Origin of the sequence: Pantoea sp. K16, from assembly GCF_048452805.1 — a bacterium.
Taxonomy (GTDB): Bacteria; Pseudomonadota; Gammaproteobacteria; order Enterobacterales; family Enterobacteriaceae; genus Pantoea; species Pantoea agglomerans.
In genome coordinates, this window is sequence record NZ_JBLWNV010000003.1 from 240,253 (window position 1) to 264,480 (window position 24,228).

The 24,228-nt window shown below is 53.7% G+C and carries 23 protein-coding genes and 1 pseudogene; 15 read left to right on the forward strand and 9 right to left on the reverse strand.

Going from position 1 to position 24,228, the window contains the following annotated elements; translation table 11 throughout:
- Positions 1 to 6: 6 nt before the first annotated feature.
- On the reverse strand, positions 7 to 672 hold the full coding sequence (pspA, locus tag ACK13D_RS05575) for a phage shock protein PspA (RefSeq protein WP_010244588.1): 666 nt from the start codon (positions 670 to 672) through the stop codon (positions 7 to 9).
- A gap of 164 nt (positions 673 to 836) precedes the next feature.
- Between pspA and pspF the strand changes: the two genes are divergently transcribed.
- The gene (gene pspF, locus ACK13D_RS05580; protein ID WP_010670227.1) at positions 837 to 1,838 is read left to right on the forward strand and encodes a phage shock protein operon transcriptional activator; all 1,002 of its coding nucleotides are present in this window, start codon (positions 837 to 839) and stop codon (positions 1,836 to 1,838) included.
- A 92-nt stretch (positions 1,839 to 1,930) separates the two neighbouring features.
- On the opposite strand, the gene ACK13D_RS05585 is transcribed toward pspF, so the two are convergent.
- Complete coding sequence (locus ACK13D_RS05585; protein WP_346451098.1) at positions 1,931 to 3,166, reverse strand: MFS transporter; 1,236 nt, start codon at positions 3,164 to 3,166, stop codon at positions 1,931 to 1,933.
- A gap of 424 nt (positions 3,167 to 3,590) precedes the next feature.
- On the opposite strand from ACK13D_RS05585, the gene ACK13D_RS05590 reads away from it, so the two are divergent.
- From ACK13D_RS05590 to ACK13D_RS05600, 3 genes are read left to right on the forward strand one after another with little or no spacing between them, the layout of a single operon-like run.
- Positions 3,591 to 4,076 carry an Hcp family type VI secretion system effector gene (locus ACK13D_RS05590; protein ID WP_346451096.1) on the forward strand — a complete coding sequence of 162 codons (486 nt, stop codon included), beginning with the start codon at positions 3,591 to 3,593 and terminating at the stop codon, positions 4,074 to 4,076.
- A gap of 3 nt (positions 4,077 to 4,079) precedes the next feature.
- A complete protein-coding gene (locus tag ACK13D_RS05595; protein ID WP_418795895.1) occupies positions 4,080 to 4,496 on the forward strand; it encodes a polymorphic toxin type 44 domain-containing protein in 417 nt (138 codons plus the stop codon).
- The gene (locus ACK13D_RS05600; protein ID WP_033757796.1) at positions 4,474 to 4,902 is read left to right on the forward strand and encodes a hypothetical protein; all 429 of its coding nucleotides are present in this window, start codon (positions 4,474 to 4,476) and stop codon (positions 4,900 to 4,902) included. The genes ACK13D_RS05595 and ACK13D_RS05600 overlap by 23 nt, the downstream gene beginning before the upstream one ends.
- Here ACK13D_RS05600 and ACK13D_RS05605 read toward each other — a convergent pair.
- On the reverse strand, positions 4,863 to 5,066 hold the full coding sequence (locus tag ACK13D_RS05605; RefSeq protein ID WP_072014594.1) for a hypothetical protein: 204 nt from the start codon (positions 5,064 to 5,066) through the stop codon (positions 4,863 to 4,865). The genes ACK13D_RS05600 and ACK13D_RS05605 overlap by 40 nt on opposite strands.
- A gap of 171 nt (positions 5,067 to 5,237) precedes the next feature.
- Between ACK13D_RS05605 and sapA the strand changes: the two genes are divergently transcribed.
- The 4 genes from sapA (at position 5,238) to ACK13D_RS05625 (ending at position 9,389) form a co-directional block, all read left to right on the forward strand.
- Positions 5,238 to 6,860: an ABC transporter substrate-binding protein SapA gene (sapA, locus tag ACK13D_RS05610; RefSeq protein WP_031292936.1), complete on the forward strand. Its 1,623-nt coding sequence runs from the start codon at positions 5,238 to 5,240 to the stop codon at positions 6,858 to 6,860.
- Complete coding sequence (sapB, locus tag ACK13D_RS05615) at positions 6,861 to 7,826, forward strand: putrescine export ABC transporter permease SapB (protein ID WP_010244573.1); 966 nt, start codon at positions 6,861 to 6,863, stop codon at positions 7,824 to 7,826. It begins immediately after the preceding gene.
- 170 nt (positions 7,827 to 7,996) lie between these two features.
- A complete protein-coding gene (locus ACK13D_RS05620; RefSeq protein ID WP_010244571.1) occupies positions 7,997 to 8,203 on the forward strand; it encodes a hypothetical protein in 207 nt (68 codons plus the stop codon).
- A gap of 295 nt (positions 8,204 to 8,498) precedes the next feature.
- Positions 8,499 to 9,389, forward strand: coding sequence for a hypothetical protein (locus tag ACK13D_RS05625; RefSeq protein ID WP_111533848.1), 891 nt, complete (start codon positions 8,499 to 8,501; stop codon positions 9,387 to 9,389).
- Positions 9,390 to 9,594: 205 nt separating this feature from the next.
- Here the strand turns inward: ACK13D_RS05625 and ACK13D_RS05630 are convergent, their stop codons facing one another.
- Positions 9,595 to 10,005 (reverse strand): helix-turn-helix domain-containing protein, encoded by a 411-nt coding sequence (locus tag ACK13D_RS05630; protein ID WP_418795899.1) that lies wholly within the window; start codon positions 10,003 to 10,005, stop codon positions 9,595 to 9,597.
- A 583-nt stretch (positions 10,006 to 10,588) separates the two neighbouring features.
- Here ACK13D_RS05630 and ACK13D_RS05635 point away from each other — a divergent pair.
- Complete coding sequence (locus ACK13D_RS05635) at positions 10,589 to 10,792, forward strand: hypothetical protein (RefSeq protein WP_010244562.1); 204 nt, start codon at positions 10,589 to 10,591, stop codon at positions 10,790 to 10,792.
- Between the two features lie 68 nt (positions 10,793 to 10,860).
- Here ACK13D_RS05635 and ACK13D_RS05640 read toward each other — a convergent pair.
- Positions 10,861 to 11,150, reverse strand: a pseudogene (locus ACK13D_RS05640) (Arm DNA-binding domain-containing protein); the annotation flags it as partial.
- A 173-nt stretch (positions 11,151 to 11,323) separates the two neighbouring features.
- On the opposite strand from ACK13D_RS05640, the gene sapC reads away from it, so the two are divergent.
- The 5 genes from sapC (at position 11,324) to ACK13D_RS05665 (ending at position 16,275) form a co-directional block, all read left to right on the forward strand.
- Positions 11,324 to 12,214: a putrescine export ABC transporter permease SapC gene (sapC, locus tag ACK13D_RS05645; RefSeq protein ID WP_010670235.1), complete on the forward strand. Its 891-nt coding sequence runs from the start codon at positions 11,324 to 11,326 to the stop codon at positions 12,212 to 12,214.
- A complete protein-coding gene (sapD, locus tag ACK13D_RS05650; RefSeq protein WP_418795902.1) occupies positions 12,215 to 13,210 on the forward strand; it encodes a putrescine export ABC transporter ATP-binding protein SapD in 996 nt (331 codons plus the stop codon).
- 1 nt (position 13,211) lies between these two features.
- A complete protein-coding gene (gene sapF / locus ACK13D_RS05655) occupies positions 13,212 to 14,015 on the forward strand; it encodes a putrescine export ABC transporter ATP-binding protein SapF (protein WP_010244550.1) in 804 nt (267 codons plus the stop codon).
- A 141-nt stretch (positions 14,016 to 14,156) separates the two neighbouring features.
- Positions 14,157 to 14,945 carry an enoyl-ACP reductase FabI gene (gene fabI, locus ACK13D_RS05660; protein ID WP_010244547.1) on the forward strand — a complete coding sequence of 263 codons (789 nt, stop codon included), beginning with the start codon at positions 14,157 to 14,159 and terminating at the stop codon, positions 14,943 to 14,945.
- Between the two features lie 217 nt (positions 14,946 to 15,162).
- Positions 15,163 to 16,275, forward strand: coding sequence for a CMD domain-containing protein (locus tag ACK13D_RS05665; protein ID WP_159226461.1), 1,113 nt, complete (start codon positions 15,163 to 15,165; stop codon positions 16,273 to 16,275).
- 5 nt (positions 16,276 to 16,280) lie between these two features.
- On the opposite strand, the gene ACK13D_RS05670 is transcribed toward ACK13D_RS05665, so the two are convergent.
- From ACK13D_RS05670 to ACK13D_RS05685, 4 genes are all read right to left on the reverse strand, one after another.
- Positions 16,281 to 17,177, reverse strand: a complete 897-nt coding sequence (locus tag ACK13D_RS05670) for a LysR family transcriptional regulator (RefSeq protein WP_029519092.1) — start codon at positions 17,175 to 17,177, stop codon at positions 16,281 to 16,283.
- Positions 17,178 to 17,368: 191 nt separating this feature from the next.
- Positions 17,369 to 18,100 carry a YoaK family protein gene (locus ACK13D_RS05675; protein ID WP_052271812.1) on the reverse strand — a complete coding sequence of 244 codons (732 nt, stop codon included), beginning with the start codon at positions 18,098 to 18,100 and terminating at the stop codon, positions 17,369 to 17,371.
- Positions 18,101 to 18,251: 151 nt separating this feature from the next.
- Positions 18,252 to 19,796, reverse strand: coding sequence for a methyl-accepting chemotaxis protein (locus ACK13D_RS05680; RefSeq protein WP_061901407.1), 1,545 nt, complete (start codon positions 19,794 to 19,796; stop codon positions 18,252 to 18,254).
- A gap of 186 nt (positions 19,797 to 19,982) precedes the next feature.
- A complete protein-coding gene (locus ACK13D_RS05685; protein WP_086905469.1) occupies positions 19,983 to 21,569 on the reverse strand; it encodes a PTS transporter subunit EIIC in 1,587 nt (528 codons plus the stop codon).
- Between the two features lie 261 nt (positions 21,570 to 21,830).
- Between ACK13D_RS05685 and ACK13D_RS05690 the strand changes: the two genes are divergently transcribed.
- Positions 21,831 to 24,134 (forward strand): FdhF/YdeP family oxidoreductase, encoded by a 2,304-nt coding sequence (locus ACK13D_RS05690; RefSeq protein WP_418795905.1) that lies wholly within the window; start codon positions 21,831 to 21,833, stop codon positions 24,132 to 24,134.
- Positions 24,135 to 24,228: the final 94 nt, after the last annotated feature.

Here is a 24,228-nt window from a genome sequence, read left to right on the forward strand (position 1 = left end):
CGATGATTACTCACTGCGGTTCATTTTGGCTTTCAGCGCATTAAGCTGCTCGCTGATTTCATCGTCCGCTTTCAGGTCAGTGAACTCCTGGTTCAGCGTCTTTGGTTTACCAAAACCGTGGCTTTCTGCTTCCGCTTCCATATGGTCGATGCGACGTTCAAAAGATTCAAACCGTGCCATTGCTTCATCGATCTTACCGCTGTCCAGCTGACGACGAACATCGCGTGATGAAGAGGCCGCCTGATGACGCAGCGTCAACGCCTGCTGGCGGGCACGTGTCTCACTCAGTTTTTTCTCCAGCTCGCTGATTTCGCCTTTCATGCGCTCCAGCGTCTCTTCAACATGACCCACTTCCTGTTTCAGGGAGGCGATAAGATCGGTCAGTTTCTGTTTTTCAATCAGCGCCGAACGGGCCAGATCATCTTTATCTTTGCGCAGCGCCAGCTCCGCTTTTTCCTGCCACTCAGCCTGCTGAATCTCCGCCTGATCAATACGGCGTGACAACTGTTTCTTTTCAGCCAGTGCGCGTGCAGAGGTGGAGCGCACTTCAACTAAGGTGTCTTCCATTTCCTGAATCATCAGCCGGACCAGTTTCTGCGGATCTTCCGCACGCTCCAGCAGGGAATTAATGTTGGCATTAACGATGTCGGCGAAACGAGAAAAAATACCCATAATAATGTTCCTCTTTTAATGTTTTAAAACGTGAAGTCCTGCTGAGTTAATACAAAATGCGTGCCAATTTTATAATTTATTGATTTTTATCATATTTTAAATTTTACAGCCCTTCCCGCTTGTTTTAAGATAGTCAAAATGATTAAGGGGTGGCGAAATTCATCATGACAGGCACTAGCGATAATCTCCTGGGAGAGTCGAACAATTTTCTTGAGGTGCTGGAGCAGGTTTCCAAACTGGCTCCCCTTGAGAAACCGGTACTGGTGATTGGTGAGCGTGGAACGGGCAAAGAGCTGATCGCCAGCCGACTGCACTATCTCTCTGACCGCTGGCAGGGGCCGTTTATCTCGCTGAACTGTGCCGCGCTGAATGAAAATCTGCTCGATTCTGAACTGTTTGGTCATGAGGCTGGCGCCTTTACCGGCGCGCAGAAGCGCCATCTTGGCCGTTTTGAGCGTGCTGACGGCGGCACGCTGTTCCTGGATGAGCTGGCAACGGCACCGATGCTGGTTCAGGAAAAGCTGCTCAGGGTAATTGAATATGGACAGCTGGAGCGGGTCGGCGGCAATCACTCCCTGCAGGTAAATGTGCGACTGGTCTGTGCGACCAACGAAGACCTGCCCGCGCTGGCGGCAGCGGGAAAATTCCGCGCCGATTTGCTGGATCGTCTGGCCTTTGATGTGGTGCAGTTACCGCCACTGCGCGAACGACGCAGCGATATACTGGTGATGGCCGATCATTTCGCTATCCAGATGTGTCGCGAGCTCGGCCTGTTACTTTTTCCCGGCTTTACCCCACGGGCACAGCAGGCTCTGCTTGATTACCACTGGCCCGGCAACGTTCGCGAACTTAAAAATGTGGTGGAGCGCTCGGTCTATCGTCATAACAGCAGCGAGCAGCCGCTGGATAATGTGATTATCAACCCGTTTGCTTCACGCCCTGAACCGATTGCTGTCATCCGGACCAGTCAGGAGGCGGATAGCAGCGCGCTGCCTGCCCTGCCGCTGGATCTGCGTCAATGGCAGAATCAGCAGGAGCGGGATCTGGTGGAAGCCAGCCTGCAACAGGCACGTTATAACCAACGCCGTGCGGCTGGCTTATTAGGCGTCACCTATCATCAGTTGCGCGCAATGATGAAGAAGCACGATATAAAAGCAGAGAGTTAATTAACGCCGCCCCAACCTATGATTTTTCTCTGCTTTGTGAATTAACAACACGGTATAAACCGGGCTGTTTTTCACGTTGAGCCACCTATCCATTATGTGTTGTGCGACTTAGCCCCCATTTTTTCAGGTTGCCTGATGGCAGGAACCAGACCGACGCCAGCGGTAGCCATCACCACGGCCAGCGCTGACATCAGCAATACAGCACTCATACCAAAGTGTGTTGCCAGCGGACCCGCGACCAGTTGTCCAAAGGGAATGGCGATAAAGGAACCCATCGCATCATAAGCGTACACGCGAGCCAGCTTATCCGGTGGGATATGAGTCTGTAATGAGTGCGCCCAGGTTACGCCGAACAGGCCCAATGACATGCCAGCAATGAAGAATCCCACTATCAGCAGTGCTGCTGACGCATCCTGGCTCAGCATAAATATTGGAAGTGCGCAAAGACCCGCCAGCATCGCGCCAATCAGAAGGTCACGACGTGGATGCCATTTCATGGCCAGAAATGAACCTGCAATTAAACCTACGCTATGAGCAGCCACAATAATTCCCCATCGCGCCCGCCCGAAAGAGGCGTCAGCAATCATCGGGCCAAATACCTCTACAATTCCATTGAACGCGACGTTGATAATGGCGAACTGAAGGACTATCGACCAAATCCAGCTTCGTCCGGCGAACTCTGCCCAGCCTTCTTTGATATCGAGCAGGATATTGCCTTGCGAAGCCGCGGCTTTATTCGATTTCACACGGATCAGGAAATAGAGCGGCGCGGAAACAGCAAAACCCAGCGCATCAATTGCCAGCCCCCAGCCCGGCCCGACAGCGCTGGTGATAATTCCCCCCATCGATGCCCCCATTACCGTACCGCCATAAATACCCAGCTGAATTAACGCGTTAGCCTGACGCAAATCCGTTGCAGGAACTACCTGCGGAACCAGCGCAGACGATGCAGGCAGTGCGATGCCTGCCGCCGCACCATTCAGGGCACCCAGCAAAGTCAGGCTAATGACAGTTGCTGAGCCATCGAGTACAGACCAGGCGACGATAGCCTGAGAAACAGCGGCAACTACTGCCGATGAAACTAATACCCGACTGCGTGAGTAGCGATCGGCGACAACACCGCCCACCAGCAGGAAAAGCACGTTACACAGTGAACGGGACGCAACCACTATCCCTAAATCAGAAGCAGACCCGCCAATATCCAGTACCGCAAAAGCCAGCGCAATGGGTGCAATCCCATTGCCCAGCACGGTGAACAGGCGTCCAAAAAAGAGATAGCGAAAGGATGTATGCTGAAAAGCCTGAACGTTTTTTTGGAATTTATTCATTGCCAGGAAGTGGGTGACCAGAAGATGAGCTTATAGTACCTGCGTTTTTGTAAAAGTTAAGCGCGATATTACACTTTCCAGCGTCAGATACATCGAATGCATGCGGATATAAACACAATCTATAATTCAAGGGATTACATGATTTACTCTTCTGAGTTTGAATCTTAACTAAATTAATGATACCAATACCCATTAATAGTTGAAGTGGCTTTTTAATCAGATTTACAGCAATTAATTGAATAATCCATTTCGCACTACATAACCATGGTGTGGAAAGACCCCAGCCATTACATATGAAATTATTAAATATTGATCTTTATCATTATGCCTTCGATTTTTTTAATATGCACTTGAGGTTTATGCGAAGCCAGCATTAACTATCCTCCAAAAGGAATATAACTTAACCCATTAAAGGATTTTTAATATGGCTATTCCAGCATATCTTTGGCTGAAAGATGATGGTGGTGCGAGCATCAATGGTTCAGTAGATGTTAAAGACCGAGAGGGAAGTATTGAAGTTACGGGTTTTTCTCATAACTTAAGACTGCCGACTGATTCTATGACAGGCAAGCCCACAGGGACAAGAAAACATGCACCCATCATCGTTCAAAAAGAATTCGATTCATCTTCGCCCTACCTTTATAAAGCAGTGGCAACTGGACAAACATTAAGGTCAGCCGAGTTCAGATGGTACAATATCAACTACGCAGGTCAGGAAGAAGAATACTTCAACATACTACTTGAAAATGTCAGAATTATCGGTATTTCGCCTATTATGCATGACACTAAAGACCCTGAAAAAGAAAAACATAATCATCTTGAATGCGTTGAGTTTGCTTACGAGAAAATAACCTGGAAGCATTGTGATGGTAACATTATTTTTTCAGATAGCTGGAATGAAAAGGCATAAATCATGAGATATCCTGCCTTAGCGGCATCTCCCTCTCCTCCTTATGATATTCTATCATTTACTCCAGCTGGAGTTTCGTTGATAAACAATATGATGGTTGCACGTTTTCACAGGGGACCCTCAGCCCTGACATATGTCTGGTTTTATAACCAGGTTAAAGGACATGGCCAATGGGATTATAAATTTCAACATGGGAGCCAATATGAACATTTTGGTAATTTTCATTATGGTGCTGTGGGGCATGCCGCTGGAATAAAAGACGCTGTTCTTCTTCGCGCAGCCGGTTGGGCGCAAAACCGGGCCGGAACCCGCAGAGAGGAATTTGATGTCTGGTATGGCGCAGCGCCTTTTGGAGATGACCCTGACGATCAATACTGGATAAGAGCAGGGATAGATTATGCAAAACGTTCCGGTTTTTAAAAAGCGCACACTGGTTCTGATGCTGATGCTGATGACTATTGTCTTTGCAGGCTGGCGACTTTCGCAGATATCACCGCTTGAACAGTCGATCATCAGGAAAGTTAACGTCAGCAGCCGGATTAACCTTTACATCACCGAAGCCAGTGCGGGTGCCACAACTGCCTTCTCATACCGTTTTTATCTTTATGATGCATCCCGAAGCGATGAATCTTTTAAAGAAAGTCTGAACGACGACCTAAAGCCTTTCCTGATCACCTCAGATGGTGACGTCTTTCCTCGGGTTCGTGATAAGGCGGTATATTTGACGATAAACGGCGAGATTTTCGCTTTCCACAATTTGCCTGGTATTCGCATCAACGAGGAGCCCTATTCCGTCCCGGTCTTCCTCACCGCTTCACCACTTTGATCCCCTTTGCTTGCAATCCCTTCCCCGTCCAGGCAGACATGCCACTCTGCAAAAGCCAAAAAAAAGCCCGCCAACAGGCGGGCAACGATACTGGAAGCAATGTGAGCAATGTCGTGCTCTTCTTCGGCAGAGCTACCGTCGAAGCGCAGATGAATAATAATCATTCTTATTATCATCTGTAAACAAGTTATTGAGAATTTTTCTCATTACCACACCTTCTGTACGCTCTTTTTACCGCCGCGATGATGAAAATCAGTCTGGCAGCGGTTGCAGGTTTTGGGACAATGCCCGCTTTGCGATACACTCTGTTTAATGCCTCAAAATCGTTGAGTTCTATGTCAAAACTAATATGTTCGCTGTTGCTAAGCCTCAGCGTGTTGAGTGCCCCTGCGTGGTCAGCGCCTGCGGGTGATATCCGTCAGACCGGCTTCGTCTATTGCGTCAGCGGCACGCTGAACACCTTTAATCCGCAGATGGCCAGCAGCGGGCTGACTGTCGATACGCTGGCGGCACAACTCTATGACCGCCTGCTGGATGTCGATCCTTACACCTATCGTCTCAAGCCCGATCTGGCGTCCAGTTGGGAAGTGCGCGATAACGGCGCAACGTATCGCTTTCATCTGCGCAGCGGCGTGCAGTTTCAGCAGACGAATCAGTTCCGCCCCACCCGGGCGCTGAACGCCGACGATGTCGTGTTCAGCTTCGCCCGGATGTTTGACCGCAATCACCCCTGGCACAACGTCAATGGCGGCAACTATCCCTACTTTGACAGTCTGCAATTTTCAGACTCCGTGCAGAGCGTGAAGAAAATCGATAACAGAACGGTTGAGTTCAGGTTAAACAGCCCGGATGCGTCGTTCCTGTGGCACATGGCGACCCACTATGCGCCAGTGCTGTCGAAAGAGTATGCCGACCAGCTCACCGCGCAGGGCCGGCAGGAAGAGATGGACAGACAACCGGTTGGCACCGGTCCTTATCAGCTCAGTGAATACCGTACCGGTCAGTACATCCGCCTGGCGCGCAATCCTCACTACTGGAAAGGGGTGCCGCGTCTGCAACAGGCGGTGATCGATCTCGGCTCGGGCGGCACCGGGCGGCTTTCCAAGCTTCTGACCGGTGAATGTGACGTGCTTGCCTATCCCGCGGCCAGTCAGCTCACCATCCTGCGCGATGACCCGCGCCTGCGGATGACGCTGCGTCCCGGCATGAACATCGCCTATCTGGCCTTTAATACCCGTAAGCCGCCGCTCGACCGCCCTGAGGTGCGTCACGCGCTGGCGCTGGCGATCAACAATGAGCGGTTGATGGAGTCAATCTATTACGGCACCGCCGAAACCGCCGCCTCGATATTACCTCGCGCCTCATGGGCATATGATAATGATGCGCGCATCACAAGCTATGATCCGGAGAAGTCCCGTGCCGCACTGGCGGCTCTGGGCATCAGCGATCTGCATCTGCGGCTGGTGGTGCCTGCCGCGTCGCAGTCGTGGAATCCCAGCCCGCTGAAAACCGCCGAACTGTTGCAGGCGGATCTGGCGCAGGTCGGCGTCCGGCTGACCATTGTGCCGGTTGAGGGCCGTTTTCAGGAGGCGCAGCTGATGGCGATGAATCATGATCTGACACTGTCAGGCTGGGCCACCGACAGTAACGATCCAGACAGTTTCTTCCGGCCGCTGCTCAGTTGTGCGGCGATTCGCTCGCAGACCAATTACGCGCACTGGTGCTCGCCGGCCTTTGACGAAACGCTGCAGAATGCGCTGTTATCACAACAACTCTCTGGCCGCATCGACAGTTATGACAAAGCGCAGCAGATTCTGGCGCAGGAGTTGCCGGTGCTGCCGCTGGCATCCTCTCTGCGGCTGCAGGCGTTTCGTCATGATATTAAAGGGCTGGTCCTGAGTCCGTTTGGCAACGCCTCGTTTGCCGGGGTTTATCGTGAAAGCGATAAGGAAAAGTAAGTGATTATCTATATTTTGCGGCGCCTGCTGCTACTGATCATTACCCTGTTTCTGCTGTCGCTGGTGAGCTTCAGCCTGAGCTACTTTACGCCTGACGCCCCGCTGGAAGGCGCGGCGCTCTCGGACGCCTGGTGGTTCTGGTTTAAAGGGATGCTGCAGTTTGATTTCGGCGTCTCCAGCACCAACGGTCAGGAGATTGGCCTGCAACTGCGTGAGGTTTTCCCGGCCACCATGGAGTTGTGCATCCTGGCGTTTCTGTTCGCGCTGCTGGTCGGGATCCCGCTGGGGATCTGTGCCGGCGTGATGCGCAATAAATGGCAGGACAAAACCATCAGTGCGCTGGCGCTGATTGGCTTCTCTGCGCCAATTTTCTGGCTGGCGCTGCTGCTGACGCTGTTCTTCTCGCTGACGCTGGGCTGGCTGCCGGTGTCCGGTCGTCACGACCTGCTCTATCCGGTGCAGAGTGTCACTGGCTTTGCGCTGATTGATGCCTGGATGAGTCCTTCGCCCTGGCGACATGAGATGATAATCAGCGTCCTGAACCACCTGATTTTACCGGTGCTGGTGCTGGCGATGGCGCCGACGACGGAAGTGATCCGCCTGCTACGCAACAGCACCAGCGACGTGATGGACAAAAATTATGTCAAAGCGGCGGCCACGCGGGGTCTTTCGCCGTTTACCGTGATCCGCCGCCATGTGCTGCATAATGCGCTGCCGCCGGTGATCCCGCGTCTGGGTCTGCAATTTTCCACCATGCTGACGCTGGCGATGATCACCGAGATGGTCTTTAACTGGCCGGGTCTGGGGCGCTGGCTGATCAACGCGATTCGCCAGCAGGATTACGCGGCGATCTCCGCTGGCGTGATGGTGATTGGCGGGCTGGTGATTCTGGTCAATGTGATTTCTGACGTGATTGGTGCGGCCATGAATCCGCTGAAACATAAGGAATGGTATGCCCTCCGCTAACGCTCAGGGCGCTAAGGGCGCTAAGGGCGCTAAGGCAAAACATAGAATAAACATATGACTTTTGTCTTTCAGAAGTCGTGCTGCAAGCAGGCATTGATGTACACGAATATTGTTCCTGCAGAAACCGATTTAAGTTCGAAGCGTAATAATTAATGAGGAGATGAACATTTATGGATGAAGTTGATCTGGCACAGGAGCGTGAAGAAGCGCATCTCGCTGCCTCTCTGGCAGCTCGTAAGGCCAAACTTAAAAGCCCAAACGGCTTATGCATCTGGTGCAAAGATGAGCCCGTAGTGGCTGAAACTGCTTTCTGTTCAAGCGAGTGTGATGAGGATTATCATAAGCATCGCCGGGAGCAGAGCCAGCGGATTGTTTGAAAGAGAATGAAGTCACCCGGTCAGGCTATTACGCGGGTGACTCAGATAAACTTGATATAAATGTCAGGCAGCCCTCACAAATATAAAGCAATAAAACGACATCGCTTGATAGATTCTTGATATTTCCTTGCCTTTACGTTGATAAAAAAAATACATAATGCCCTGATTAAAATGTCACAGCAGAGACCATCTGTCCGGAGTTAGTGACAGGAAAAGATAGCATAGGGTGGCTGACATTCAGGAGCCATCTTTTTAACTCGGTTTATCAGAACAACTATCAGGTTTAACATTTTATATGAGCCACTTCAAAAGAATGCTTTACGGCTGGGAAAAATCCGACGCTGGCATTTATGAGCACTGTTTTAACCGTTTTGGCGGGAGTGTTAATATGCATCCTGACGTGATCAGGTTTTTCTCATCTCGCACAGGTCATGAGGCAACGTATTTTCATAAAGTAAAGCAAGGTGGCTATATTGCCGCCTATGCCCTGCTGGATCACTCACGGATAGGTGTCGATCAATGGAAAAAATTCCCGCTATCTTATGATGAGATCATGGTGCCGGCGGCTAAAAATGCCTCGATGCTTTTCCCTGAAAAAACCAATAAAATGTCACATTTCAACAAGCACAACTTCATAAATTTTAACTTTTCTTTTGCCCGAAAAAATAAAGTGTGCTTTGTAAAAGAGAGCTATTCAGTTAAAACAGAAAAGAATCGCCGCAACGAATACAACCGGTTCACACGTGCGGGTGGCCGCTGCTGTGATATGAATCAATTCAGCCCTGAAGAGCTGGCAGACTATTATATCTTCCTTTTTAAATCCCGTTTCTCTGACAGCATAACCTGTTATTCCAGGGAGAACCTGATCACGCTTATTATTGCCATGAAAAGGATGCTCTTCGGCTATATTCTTTTTGTTGGGAACGAGCCATGCGCGATGGATCTGCTCTTCATGGCTGAGAGTGAACACATTATCTATTTTGATGTGCCAAACGGCGGCGTTAACATGAAATATTCGGACCTTAGTCCGGGTAGTTTACTTATGTGGAAAAACATTGGTGCGGCACGGGACTACTGTAAGCAGACGGGCAAGGAGATGAGGCTTTCAATCGGTTCACTTGATAAAGAATGGACGTATAAGCTTCGCTGGGCGGATGCGCACTCCACGGGGAAAACAATTTTTTAATCTTTCTTAGGAATCAGGCTTATTTTCTGCAATGGAGCGGCTGGAAATAAGCACAAACCCGCCCGTTCCTGAATTGCCAGGCACCCATGAAGGGTGTTTAAAGATAAAACGTTTAATCTCAGGGCCGATTTTAATTTTTTATGCATCGCGGTCCTTCCCCGCCGTCCTGTAGATAATAATTTTCTGAGGATGCAATCAGGTAAACCTATGGCATTACGTAAGCTCTCAATCGCTGCCTGAAAATGGTGTCATCGCTGGGGAAGCAGAGAGAGTCCTTATCTGATTTTTTTGCAGCATCAGTGATTCGCCAGATGCCGGGAGGCATACCAAAATGTCGTGAGAAGGCGCGAGTGAACGTTTGCTGTGAGTCGTAGTTGAACTGATCAGCCACCTCTGCAACAGTGGCTTCAGTAAACCTTAAACTCAGCGAGGCCGCCTGCATTCTGGTGTTATTAATATATTTCCCGAGGCTGACTCCGCAATGCTTTGTGAACATTCTGTTAAGGTACCATTTTGAATATCCACTTTTTTTAGCCACTTTATCCAGGCTTATTTTTTCATCCGTATGATCATCAATCCATTTTATTAATGCATTAAAGAAGTTTTTATCTGTCATGCCATCCCCCTTTTGCGTTTTTTGCGGTCTCTTTTAATTCAAATCCATTGTCACACAAAATTTAATTCTATATTGATCGTTTGCAATTCCCTTGTCTAAGCTCCTTTCATTTTATTCTCGCCACCGATTTATCTCCTTTAGTAAAGAGTTCACTCTCAGGACGCGACTATCCCTCAAAGTCATCAATGAACAATCAGGAAATGATGAAGAATCTGTCAATGTTGCACAAAAAGTGATCTCTGTTGAGGCGAACGTCTTAGGTGTTGGATTATCCGTCTTCCGTGGAAGATTTACGGTGTATTACTCATGCAGCATCATGAACGATTTCCTGTGCGGGTTCCGGCAGGGTTTCAGTAGTGAGCCATTCGCGCATAGCGTCTGCACCTGAAACCGCCAGGCGGACATGCTTCCACAGCGGTCTGAACACCGGGACACCTGAAGCCAGTCGGTAATCGCGCATAATATCGGCATGAAGTAATCCACTGAGATGCCTGATATTTTCAGGATAGTCTAAAATTCTTTAAGTAGGCGTCAGCAACAAACCTCGCGGTAACGACGCGGTTTATCAGAAAGAGGACGAAAAATGAAATTCGCTGTAATTTTTGAAGATACCGGCGTTGAAGAGGAACATGAGTTTGACACCAAACCTGTTGCCGGAGATTTAGTAACATTAACGCGCGATGGGATAGGTAAAGATTATATCGTGATCATTGAGCCGGATCCTGACCACACCCATGACGATGGGCCTGACGGACACCCGACAAAGGCCAGGGTCCGGCCAGCGTAGCCTCCGCTAAGATCTACTCCGCCGCCCAACAGGGCGGTTTTTATTGCCTGTTATCCGGAGGTGAATATAACTTTTTTCAGGCTGTTCAGGATGATATGCCGACGCGGATCATAACCCTTTGCAATCCAGAGCCGAAATTGCTGACGCCGTTTCCTTGCCTGTAACAGGGATATCGACGGATAATCCCCTGTAGACAGCTGACGGGTTAACCCTCCCAGCGATAACGGTAGAAAAATGTCACGCCGCCTCGAATGGAGAGCCTGACATTCAGTCCGGACGAGTTGAAGATAACCTCTGCTTTGTCGCGGCGCTTACCCAGCGCTTTCCTGAGCTTAGTGTCTGTCTGCAATGTGTACATCTTCTTTGCTTCTTTGCGTCTACGCAGAGGCGTACACAAAACACATAAATTAACGCTACTCAGAGTCAGCCATGATAAAGAAACATAAAGCATGTCCTCAGGATAACCCTCTGATATGAGTAATTTTTATAAAGAAATGTTGTCCGAACTCAAGCACAATAAAGTGAAAGCGTATGCCCTCCGATAATATTTACGCCGAAAAACGCCTGCCCAGCGCGTTTCGTCAGAGCTGGCACCATTTCTATGGCAACCCGATTTCGATGGTCGGGCTGTATGGCTTTGGCGCACTGCTGCTGCTCTGTCTGTTTGGCGGGCTGATAGCGCCATACGATATCGATCAGCAGTTCCTGGGTTATCAGTTGCTGCCGCCATCCTGGTCACATTATGGCGATGTTTCCTTCTTTCTCGGCACCGACGATCTGGGTCGGGATGTGCTGAGCCGCCTGCTGAGCGGTGCGGGCCCGACGGTGGGTTCGGCGATTCTGGTGACGCTGTTCGCCACGCTCGGCGCGCTGGTGCTGGGCGTACTGGCGGGCATGACGCATGGCATACGCTCGGCGGTGATGAACCACGTGCTGGACACCCTGCTCTCTATTCCGTCGCTGTTACTGGCGATTATCGTGGTGGCGTTTCTCGGACCACGACTCGAGCATGCATTGCTGGCGGTCTGGCTGGCGCTGATTCCACGTCTGGTGCGCGAGATTTACAGTGCCGTGCATGATGAGCTGGAAAAAGAGTATGTGGTGGCGGCACGTCTTGACGGTGCCAGAGGCCGCAACATCCTGCGCTACGCCATTTTGCCTAACATTTTACCGTTGCTGATCACCGAAATTACCCGCGCGCTATCGATGGCGATTCTGGATATTGCCGCACTCGGATTTCTCGATCTGGGCGCGCAGCTGCCTTCGCCCGAATGGGGAGCGATGCTGGGTGATTCGCTGGAGCTGATCTACGTCGCCCCCTGGACCGTTATGCTGCCGGGTGTGGCGCTGATGGTCAGCGTATTAATTGTTAACCTGCTCGGTGACGGCATCCGTCGCGCCGTCGAAGCGGGAGTGGAATAAATGCCGTTACTCGATATCCGTAATCTGACCATTGAATTTATGACCGCTGACGGACCGGTCAAAGCGGTCGATCGCGTCAATCTGACGCTGGGCGAAGGTGAAATCCGTGGCCTGGTCGGTGAGTCCGGCTCCGGTAAGAGTCTGGTTGCCAAGGCGATCTGCGGCGTAACTAACGATAACTGGCGTGTCACCGCCGATCGCATGGTATTTGATGATGTCGACCTGCTGCGCCTGTCGTCGCGCGAGCGCCGCCGCATTATCGGACATAACGTCTCGATGATTTTTCAGGAGCCGCAATCCTGTCTGGATCCCTCTGAAAGCATCGGTCGTCAGCTGATGCAGGTGATCCCGCTCTGGACGTATAAAGGTCCGTGGCTGAAACGCTTCTGGTTCTGGCGCAAAACCCGCGCCATCGAACTGCTGCATCGCGTCGGCATTAAAGATCACAAAGATATAATGCGCAGCTTCCCCTATGAGCTGACCGAAGGCGAATGCCAGAAAGTGATGATCGCGATTGCGCTGGCTAATCAGCCGCGTCTGCTGATTGCCGATGAGCCGACGAATGCCATGGAACCCACTACGCAGGCGCAGATTTTCCGCCTGCTGAGCCGTCTGAACCAGAACAACAACACCACCATTCTGCTGATCAGTCATGACCTGCGCACCATGAGCCAGTGGGCGGACCGTATCAACGTGATGTACTGTGGTCAGACGGTAGAAACCGCCCAGAGCGAAGATTTAATGAGTACGCCGCACCATCCTTATACTCAGGCGCTGATTCGGGCGATGCCCGATTTTGGACGATCCCTGCCGCACAAAAGCCGTCTCAATACCCTGTCAGGGGCGATCCCGTCGCTGGAGAGCCTGCCGATTGGCTGTCGTCTGGGGCCACGTTGCCCTTATGCGCAGCGCAAATGTATTGAAACGCCACGGCTCACCGGCAGCAAAACGCATCTTTATGCCTGTCATTTCCCGCTGAATATGGAGGGCCAGTAGCATGGAGACCCTGCTGGAAGTGCGCAACCTGAGTAAAACCTTTCGCTATCGCACGGGCCTGTTCCGCCGTCAGCACGTTGAGGCGGTGAAGTCGGTCAGTTTTACCCTACGCGAGAGGCAGACGCTGGCGATAATCGGCGAAAATGGCTCCGGCAAGTCCACGCTGGCGAAGATGCTCAGCGGCATGGTCGCCCCTACCGAAGGTGAGATTCTGATAGACGATCATCCGCTGACCTTCGGCGATTATGGCTATCGCAGTCAGCGCATCCGCATGATTTTCCAGGATCCCTCAACCTCCCTGAATCCGCGTCAGCGTATCAGCCAGATTCTGGAGTTCCCGCTGCGGCTTAATACCGATCTCAGCGCGGAGGATCGAGAGAAACGCATTATCGCCACCCTGCGTCAGGTGGGATTACTGCGCGATCACGCCGGCTATTATCCGCACATGCTGGCACCCGGTCAGAAGCAGCGTCTGGGGCTGGCCCGCGCGTTGATTTTGCAACCCAAAGTGATTGTGGCCGATGAAGCGCTGGCCTCACTGGATATGACCATGCGTTCCCAGCTGGTGAATCTGATGCTGGAACTGCAGGAGAAGCATGGTATCGCATACATTTATGTTACCCAGCATCTGGGAATGATGAAGCACATCAGCGATAAGGTGCTGGTGATGCATCAGGGCGAAGTGGTCGAGCGCGGCGGCACCGCTGATGTACTGGCCTCCCCGCTGCACGATCTGACCCGACGACTGATCAGCAGCCACTTTGGCGAAGCATTGAGTGCCGAAGCCTGGCGGCGGGAGCGTTGATTTTTGCTGCATATCGCGGAAATTGCGGGCCGATTTACCTGATTTATGAGAGACGTGCTAGAATCCGCACGTCGATTAACGTCGGTCGCTCACTTTTTAACCATGCGGCCGCCAACTACAATGACCATAAGGATTACAGCTATGGGTTTTCTTTCCGGTAAGCGCATTCTGATTACTGGCGTTGCCAGTAAACTTTCCATCGCCTACGGTATTGCACAGGCGATGCACAAACAGGGCGCAGAACTGGCTTTCACCTACCAGAACGACAAATTAAAAGGTCGTGTGGAAGAGTTTGCCAAAGATTTGGGTTCAGACATCGTGCTGCCATGTGACGTAGCCGAAGATGAGAGCATCAAATCTCTGTTCACTGAACTGGCAAAAACCTGGCCGAAATTTGACGGTTTCGTTCACTCTATCGGTTTCGCCCCTGGCGAGCAGCTGGTTGGCGACTACGTGAACGCCGTTACCCGCGAAGGCTTTAAAATCGCGCATGACATCAGTGCTTACAGCTTCGTCGCGATGGCCAAAGAGTGCCGCGAGATGCTGAATCCACACTCTGCGCTGCTGACCCTCTCTTACCTGGGTGCTGAGCGCGCGATCCCGAACTACAACGTGATGGGTCTGGCGAAAGCGTCGCTGGAAGCCAACGTGCGCTACATGGCAAACGCCATGGGCCCGGAAGGCGTGCGTGTTAACGCCGTTTCTGCCGGTCCAATTCGCACCCTGGCAGCATCAGGCATCAAAGATTTCCGTAAGATGCTGGCACACTGCGAAGCGGTCACCCCGATTCGCCGTACCGTTACCATCGAAGATGTCGGCAACTCAGCAGCATTCCTCTGCTCTGACCTGGCTGGCGGCATCACCGGTGAAGTGGTACACGTTGATGGCGGCTTCAGCATCGCCGCAATGAACGAACTGGAACTGAAATAAGTTCTGCAAGGGCGAGCCTGGCTCGCCCTTCTCTTTGCTCCCGCCTCGCCCTTCCTGCCTGATTTCGCTGCCGTTATACCGTAACGCTATTAATTATCACCGATCAATCTTTTGCCCCGGACTGGCCATCAGCGACGATAAGCCTGCCCTTCGGTTTATGCACATTTTCAGATTCTGCCGCCTGCATACCGAACCCGAATTTGCAAAAGGATTGATCATGGAACAACGCCGCTATCCGGGCCATAACCACTGGTTTTACGAGAGCCAGACCAGTCCACGTACCTCACAGGCCGCACCGCTGGTGCCCGAGGCCGCCCATATTGATGACCGTTTTTTGCTGGGATGTTACGCCGATGACAACGTGGTGCAGTCACTGCTGCGCACCAATCAGCCCGCCCTGCTGGCGGCGCGCGATCTGGCACAGCTGCTGTTCCCCGACCGCGTCGTCACCACGCTCACGCACACCTTAACGCTTTACGATCGCCTCAGCACGGCGCTGACGGTGGCGCAGGTGGCGGGTGTACAGCGGCTGTGTAATCACTACTCTGCCCGCCTCAATCCGTTGCCCGGGCCCGACTCCTCACGTGAAAGTAATAATCGCCTGACCCAGATTACGCAGTATGCACGCCAGCTGGCGATGCAGCCTGAGCTGATCAGCGCCAGCGCAATCACTGCCCTGGATGCGGTCGGCCTGACAGAGCCCGATATTGTGACGCTGAATCAGGTGATCGGCTTTGTCAGTTATCAGGCGCGGGTGGTCGCCGGTTTACAGGCGCTGCAGGCCCAGCCGGTACGCTGGCTGCCTGGCAGCACTGCACCACCGGATGCTGAGGCCGCAGGTTTTGATCAGCCTGCCCGCTGGCAGCCCGTGCTGAAACCGCTGGAGTTGCGGTATGCCAGTGCTGAGCAGCTCGCTGCCATTACCCGCTGTCAGTCGCTGCCGGGAATGCAGGACGCGGTATGGTTGCTGGCCCACGATCCCTCAGTGCTCTATGGCTGGGCGCAACTGCGTCAGCATCTCACTCAGGACAATACTCTGGCAGAGGCGACGGCCGCCCGTATTCTGGGCAGTCGCTGGGCGTTCCGGCTGCTGGCCGGAAATGAGATCTTAATTGAGGGCGTGGATGACGCGGCGGCAAAAGACCAGGAGCAGCAGATTATTGCGCTGGCAGCGCAGCTGACCCGTTCGCCAGAGCGTTTCAGCGCGGCCCATCTGCAGCCGCTAATGGAGGCGGGCTGGGAGGCTGATGCGCTGTTCACGCTGATACAGAGTGTCGCCATAGGCAACTGGAACAGCCGCCTGTTTTACGCCCTGGGCGAATCGCAGTAACCGCGTTAAACCGGCAGCAGACCGCGCGCTTCGTCGAAAAAGTGCTGTGCCAGCGGTGTGGCACGGCCAGGCTCAGCGATGACCAGCGCCGCCTGGCGCGCCATCGGCGGCAGCGTAATGGCGCGCTGCTGCAGCCCCTGTAATGAAGCGGACAGCAGATGACCGACCGGCGACACCAGCAGCCCGAGGCCAACCTGCGCGCACTGCATCAGCTGCATGACAGAGGCGCTCTCCACGATCACCCGGGGTACCAGCGCCGCCTCGCGAAAAGCCATATCAAGATAACGCCGGAAATAACGCGTCGGCTCCGCCAGGCAGAGCGGCTGTTGTGCCACTTCATCAAGCGTCAGCGCGGTTTCCCCCACCAGCTCAGGAAAATGGTCGGGATGGAATATGGCTTCAACGCCCCGGTCTGCCAGCATCTCGGTCTGAAAATGGAGTTCACGCAGTGTTGCCATCTCGAAAAAACCGATCCCGACATCCACGGTGTGGCTGTTGAGCGCTTCCAGCAACTGGTCAGCACTCAGCACCGCAATGCGATAGTCGAGCTGAGGATAACGCGCCTGGACCGCTTTCAGCAGCAGCGGCAGTGCCATGCTGCACTGCGGCACCACGCCAACCCGCAGCGTACCGTTCACCCCATGCTTCAGCGATTCCACTTCAAGCTTCAGCCCCTGATAGACCGAAACAATTTCCCGCGCCCACGCCAGCACACGGTCGCCCTCTGGGGTAAATCCGGCAAAGTTATTGCTGCGGTTAATCAGCGGCAGGCCCAGCTCGCGCTCAAGATTCTTCAGGCGCATAGAGAGGGTTGGCTGTGTAACAAAACTGGCTTCCGCGGCCCGCCCGAAATGGCGTTCACGCTCCAGGTTACACAAGTAAATGAGTTGTTTAATGTCGATGTTAATTATCCATCAGCAGGTTGAAGGCTGTTCGCATTACTGTCTCGTTCGCAGGATCAACCAGAGTATAAGGCTGAATGTTACCCCGCGCAGGCTAGGATGTTTTAACCGCACGGTTCATTTGCGCAGGCGGATCGATGAAATCAGGACTCCGCGCCGCCCTGGTTTACGCATCAGTGAGGGTTGCGCACTTAAATCATCGCGCCCTGTTGTTTTGCTGGCTTAGTAAAGATGGCATTCAGCGCCAGACAGATTAACCCGAACCCTACTGGCAGCAGGAAATCGTAGCTAAGCAGCCGGTAAAGCCCGATTCCGGCTATCCCTCCTGCAAGGAAAGAAAGCAGGGTCAGACAGTGCAGTCGCAGCCGGCTCAGATAGAGCGGCGCCTCTTTCGGTGACGCTGTGCGCCGCAGCACCTCAAACAGCATTGCCAGCTCAATCCCGATATCGGTCGCCGTGCCGGAGATATGGGTGGTGCGAACGCGGGCATTGGAGATCCGCGTCACCACCGCATTCTGCAGCCCCATTAAAAAGCTCAGGCTCATGATCAACACTACACCGGGCGACTGCGGCGGAAAGTGATTTTCAATCACCCCCAGTGCAATCAGCGCGCTGCCCTCAATCAGGATGACAAAGGCATAGATGGTGCGGATATTTCTGCGGTGCCCGGCATTAATGATCAGCGTTGAAAACAGGGAACCCGCAATAAACAGAAGAACAATCGACAGAAAAAACAGGCCAGGCCCCAGATTCGCTTTTGCCAGATGATCGGACAGCAGCGAGACATTCCCGGTCATGTTGGCTGAAAAAAAACCGACGATCTCAAAGGCTGCGGTATTCAGTGCGCCTGCGGCAGCGGCAAGCGTGCAGGCCAGTCGGGTATCCGCGCTGTTGCTGCGGGCACTTTCCGTGCTGATTAGCATGACCACCCCATATTTACTGGAAAGCCTTATAATCCGCCGATTAGCCCTGCGCCACAAGGCACTGAATCAAACTCTCCCTTCTCTGTCGGGCATTACTCAGCATCGGGGCTCCGGACTCCGCGCTGTATAAACTCAGCGCGGAGAGCCCTGATTAACGGTTTGCCAGACGGAAGGTGGAGACCGACTGCGTCAGATACTGCACCTGCTCTTCCAGTGAGGCAGATGCTGCGGCAGACTCCTGCACCAGCGCCGAGTTCTGCTGTGTAACGCTGTCCATCTCGGTAACCGCCTGCTCAATCTGACCGATACCGCGACTCTGTTCATCAGAAGCGGTTGAGATGTGCTCCATCAGCAGATTCACGCGGCTGACAGAGGAGATAATGGCGCTCATCGCCTCACCGGTCCGGCTGACCTGATCGGAACCGGCGTGGATGATCGAAACAGATTCCGCAATCAGCCCCTCAATCTCTTTGGCTGCGGTAGCGCTGCGCTGGGCCAGATTACGGACTTCCCCTGCCACCACCGCAAAACCGCGACCCTGTTCACCCGCCCTGGCGGCTTCGACTGCCGCGTTCAGCGCCAGAATATTGGTCTGGAAGGCGATGCTGTCGATCACGGTGGTGATCTCCTCGATCTTCTTCGAGCTGGCATTAATCAACGCCATCGATGTCACCACTTCCTGCGAGACCTTTTCGCCGCTTTCCGCGTTTTTCACCGCTTCACTGGTCAGGCGGCAGGCTTCAAAGACGTTTTCAGTGTTCTGTTTCACCGTTGCGCCCAGCTGCTCCATGCTGGCAGCGGTTTCCGTCAGCGCGGCAGCCTGCTGTTCGGTTCGCGAGGCGAGATCGATGTTGCCCGCCGCAATCTCCTGAGAGGCGGTGGAGACTGAGCGGGTTGAATCGCGCACCTGGAGAATAATGGCGGTCAGCGCGCTGCGCATCTGCTCCAGCGAGCCCATCAGCAACTGAATTTCACTGCGCGAACCGGCTTTGACCGGCACCGTGGTATCCAGGACGCCCGCCGCAATCAGCTTGCAGTGTTCCTGCGCATCATTGATCGGCGAAAGCACATAGCGCTTCATGAAGATGTAAATGGCGACGATGATGGCGAAAAACAGCACCCCAAACAGCCCCAGCAGGGTAATGCCGGAGGTAAAGTGACTCTGTGCATCGCTGTTAAGCTTTTTGGCATAGGTTTCATGCTGAGCCAGCACCCGGTCCAGAATGATTTCATACTGACGATCAAGGCGAACCACGGTGGCGATCTGATTTTTAAAGCGCACCTGATCGTGTGCCTCTGCCGCCTCAATCAACGGCTGTAAACCCTGCTGACGATAGGCCTGATAAGCCTGGCTATAGGCGTCGGCTTCCGCCTCTTCGCCCGGCAGACGCGGCGCGTTCATATAGGCCTGAAATGCAGCATCCGCTTTGCCGGCCACGGTCCGAACGCTGTCCAGCGTGGCGGGATTGTTTGCGTCACTGCCCTCAATCTCCTTCATGTACTCCATCAGACGCACACGCAGCGTGCGGCTGTGGTTGATGGGGTCAATCACCGAGAGCACCACACGGATCTCTTTGTTAACCGCATTCAGCGAGTGATTGCTCTGAATTAGCAGCCAGGTACTGATTGCCACGCTGGTGAGAAACAGCGCCAGCAGGAAGGAGAAGATAATCAGGGAGGATTTTTTTAACGACATCGCGGTGTTCCGAAAAGTAAGAGGATTAGTCGCTATATCGGCAGAAAGGTACGGCCCATTAGGGCTGGGCTTTTTTTAGTTACAATAAGCGGGACGGCAGCGGGCGGAGCGTGCCCTGGAACAGGCGCTAACCGCCCACGGGCGTCGGGCGGTTAGCGTTGTGACGAAGAGTGAAACAGGCTGCCGTTAAGCGACGCCCAGTGCCATTTTTACCTCGTTGGCGATCTTCTCGACCTGCGGGCCGTAGATCACCTGAATGTCGTGCTCGCTGACGCGATTGACTCCGTTGGCACCGGTGCTCATCAGCGTCTGATCGACCACCTGATTCATCTCTTTGACCCGCACGCGCAGCCGGGTAAAGCAGCAATCGACATCCTCGATATTGGCCTGCCCGCCCAGCCCGCTGATAATGACCTGAGTCCGTTCATCCGCGGCGACCTGTTGCGGTTTCTCATCCTCCGATTCACGGCCTGGCGTTTCAACATTCATCCGGGTAATCACCAGCCGGAAAGCGTAGTAGTAGATCGGCGCATAGATCACGCCCAGCGCCAGCGTCCACCACCAGTGGGTTTTTGCTCCACCCAGCATGCCGAACACCACCAGGTCGATAACACCGCCCTGCACGTTGCCAATCATCAGATGCAGCATCGACATCAGCATAAACGACAGGCCGGTCAGGAAAGCGTGCAGCAGATAGAGCACCGGAGAGACAAAGATAAAGCAGAACTCCAGCGGTTCGGTGATGCCGGTGGTGAAGGAGGTCAGCGCCCCCGCCATGACCAGTGCTTTGACCCGCTGTTTATGCTCGGGTCGGGCGGTGTGATAGATCGCCAGCGCCGCGGCGGGCAGGCCGAACATCATCACCGGAATCTTGCCCTGCGCCAGAAACTGCGTGGCCGTGCGCAGCGTCTCATCGGGAATCGATCCCGGATGAGTCAGTGACGCGTTGAAGATGTTCAGTGCGCCAACCACGGTCTGGCCATCGACCACCGCCATGCCGCCAATAGGCGTGAAACGCACGGTTTCGTTAAGGATATGATGCAATCCGGTGGGGATCAGGATGCGCTCAAAGGCTCCCAGCAGAAAAGCGCCATACTGCCCGCTTTTGCCAATCATCTGTCCAATCCAGGCGATACCGTCACCAATGGTCGGCCAGATCAACGCCAGCAAGACCCCAATCAGTGGCAGACAGACTACGGTCACAATCGGCACAAAACGCCGTCCGCCAAAGAAGCTGATCGCGGTAGGCAGTTGCTGGGTATAAAAGCGATTGTGCAGCGCCACCGTTACCAGTCCGGCAATCACCCCGCCCAGTACGCTCATGTTGTAGGTAAAGACGCCCAGCATGTTGATATATTCCGCCGAGGTCATCATGGCGGTGGTCTGGTCCATGCCCGCCTGCTGCAGGGCTGCAGGTGTGGTGGTGGCGGCGGTGATCCCTTTGGCCGCCAGCGTCGCGCTGATACCGACGTTCATCACGATATAGCCAATCACCGCGGCAAAGGCGGCGGTAGGTTTTTCCGCTTTCGCCAGTCCGATGGCACTCGCTACCGCAAAGAAGACCGGCAGATTAGCGAATAGCGCTCCGGCAACCTTGCGAATAAAGCCGATAATTAACTGCGGCACCTGCATCTGCGCAAAGGCATCGCCGGTGACCGCCGGGTTCTGCATGGCCGCCGCCAGCCCAAGGAAGATACCTGCGGCAGCGATGACCGAGATTGGCATCATCAACGCTTTGCCAAATGCATGAATCTGGCTGGTCAGCTGTTTCATGGAGTCGTGCCCTCTCTGATTGTGAACAGCAAGTATTAGCCTGTTGTCGGGAGAACTCCCGTTATCAGCAGGTTAAAGGCGGGTAAAATCTGACCAGCATCACATTTCTGGCTTATGCACGATAAACGCCAGCTATCGCACCATTAAGTCAATCAATTAGACAAGATATGAGGATAGCTGCAGACTTCCTTTCACCATCAGGATATAACCTGATAACAAACACCAAACAATAATTCCTACTATAAAAAGCCTGCACTCAATATGAAATTTAAACGCCAAATCAAACCCTATCGCGCGGCAGCGGGCGGCTGGGGTTCACTGGAAGCCACCACGCGTTTCGTTCTTGACAGCAAAGCGGCCCTGAAAAATATGCGCAACCTGATGCGCATGAACAAAGCACGCGGTTTTGACTGTCCAGGCTGCGCCTGGGGTGATGACAATAAAAGTACCTTCAGCTTCTGCGAGAATGGCGCCAAAGCGGTGACCTGGGAAGCGACACGCCGGATGGTCGACACCGACTTTTTCGCCAAACACAGCGTAACCACGCTCTATACCCAGAGTGACTACTTCCTGGAGTATCAGGGACGTCTGACCCATCCGCTGCGCTACAACGCGGAAACCGACCACTACGAGCCCATCAGCTGGGATGATGCGTTTGCGCTGATCGCGCAGCACATCAGGGCGATGGATCATCCGGATCAGATGGAGCTCTACACCTCCGGTCGCGCCAGCAATGAAGCCTCCTGGCTCTATCAGCTGTTTGGTCGCCTGATGGGGACCAATAACTTCCCTGACTGCTCCAATATGTGCCACGAAGCCAGCGGCACCGGCCTGAAGCGCAGCATTGGCGTCGGTAAAGGCACCATTCGTCTGGATGATTTCGACCACGCAGATGCCATTTTTGTCTTCGGTCAGAATCCCGGCACTAACCATCCGCGTATGCTGCACAGCCTGCGTCACGCTGCCGATCACGGTGCGAAAATCGTCACCTTTAATACCCTGCGTGAACGCGGTCTGGAACGTTTTGCCGATCCGCAGAAACCGCTGGAAGTGGTGACCTCGAAAGCGGGCAACATCAGCTCCTCCTATTATCAGCCGAACCTGGGCGGTGATATGGCAGCAGTGCGCGGCATGGTGAAATCCCTGCTGGAAACCCACCGCGCGCGTCTGGCGGCTGGTGAAAGCGGCCTGTTCGATCAGACCTTTATCAATGCTAAAACCAACGGCATTGAGGCGTATCTCGACGCCGTGGATAACACCAGCTGGATGCAGATTGTGGCGCAGTCGGGCCTGACGCAGGCGCAGATCCGTGAAGCCGCGGCGATCTACCAGAGCGCTGACCGGGTGATCTGTACCTGGGCGATGGGCATCACCCAGCACAAACACTCTGTCGACACGGTGCGCGAGATCACCAACCTGCAGTTGCTGTTTGGCCAGCTGGGTAAAAAAGGCGCAGGCCTCTGCCCGGTTCGTGGTCACAGTAATGTGCAGGGCAACCGCACCATGGGCATCGATGAGAAACCGGCGAAAGCCTTCCTGGATGCGCTGGGGAATCATTTCAATTTCGAGCCCCCGCGTGCGGCAGGCCACAACACCGTGGAAGCGCTGAACGCCATGCTGCGTGATGAAGTGAAAGTGCTGATCGCACTGGGTGGCAACCTGGCAGCCGCTGCACCCGACTCACCGCGCACCGAAGAGGCGATGTCACGCTGTGGTCTGACCGTGCATATCAGCACCAAACTGAACCGCAGCCATCTGGTGCCGGGTCACGATGGGCTGATTCTGCCGACGCTGGGCCGCACCGAGCGCGACCTGCAGGCCACCGGCAATCAGTTTATTACCGTGGAAGACTCTTTCAGCATGGTGCACGCCTCTGAAGGGATCGGTATTCCGCTGGCGGAAACACAGCGTTCTGAGACCTGGATTGTTGCCGGTATCGCCGAGGCGGTGCTGGGTGATGAAAAAGTGAAATGGCGCGAGCTGGCGGGTGATTACAACCTGATCCGTGAGCACATTGCCGCGACAATCCCGGGCTTTGCCGACTTTAACGCCAAATGCGATATCCCGGGCGGTTTCTATCTGGGCAACGCAGCAGCCGAGTTGCGCTTCAATACCCCGAGCCAGAAAGCGGAATTTAACGCCTCAGCGCTGCCGACCTCACTGTTCCCGAATCTTGATCAGGACGTGCCTTTTACCCTGCAGACACTGCGTTCGCACGACCAGTACAACACTACCATTTACGGCCTCGATGACCGTTACCGTGGCGTGTTTGGTCAGCGTGAAGTGGTGTTCATCAACCCGGACGATATGGCAGACCTGGGCTTTACCGAAGGCCAGAATGTCGATATCGAAACGCTGTGGAATGATGGCATTACCCGTCGCGTCAGCGGATTCAAACTGGTTCCCTACAATATTCCGCGCGGTAACCTGGCGGCCTATTATCCGGAAACCAACCCGCTGGTGCCGCTGAACAGCTTTGGTGATGACAGTGGTACACCGACCTCTAAATCGGTGCCGGTGAAGCTGGAACTCTCTGAGGCACTGGCCGATCAGCGCATCGCCTGACAGCCCTTTCACTCCCCCCTAAAAAGCCGGCTCGTCCGGCTTTTTGCCTTGCCGCGCGACGTCGATTCGCGTAAAACTGTCAGCCGCAATCAGC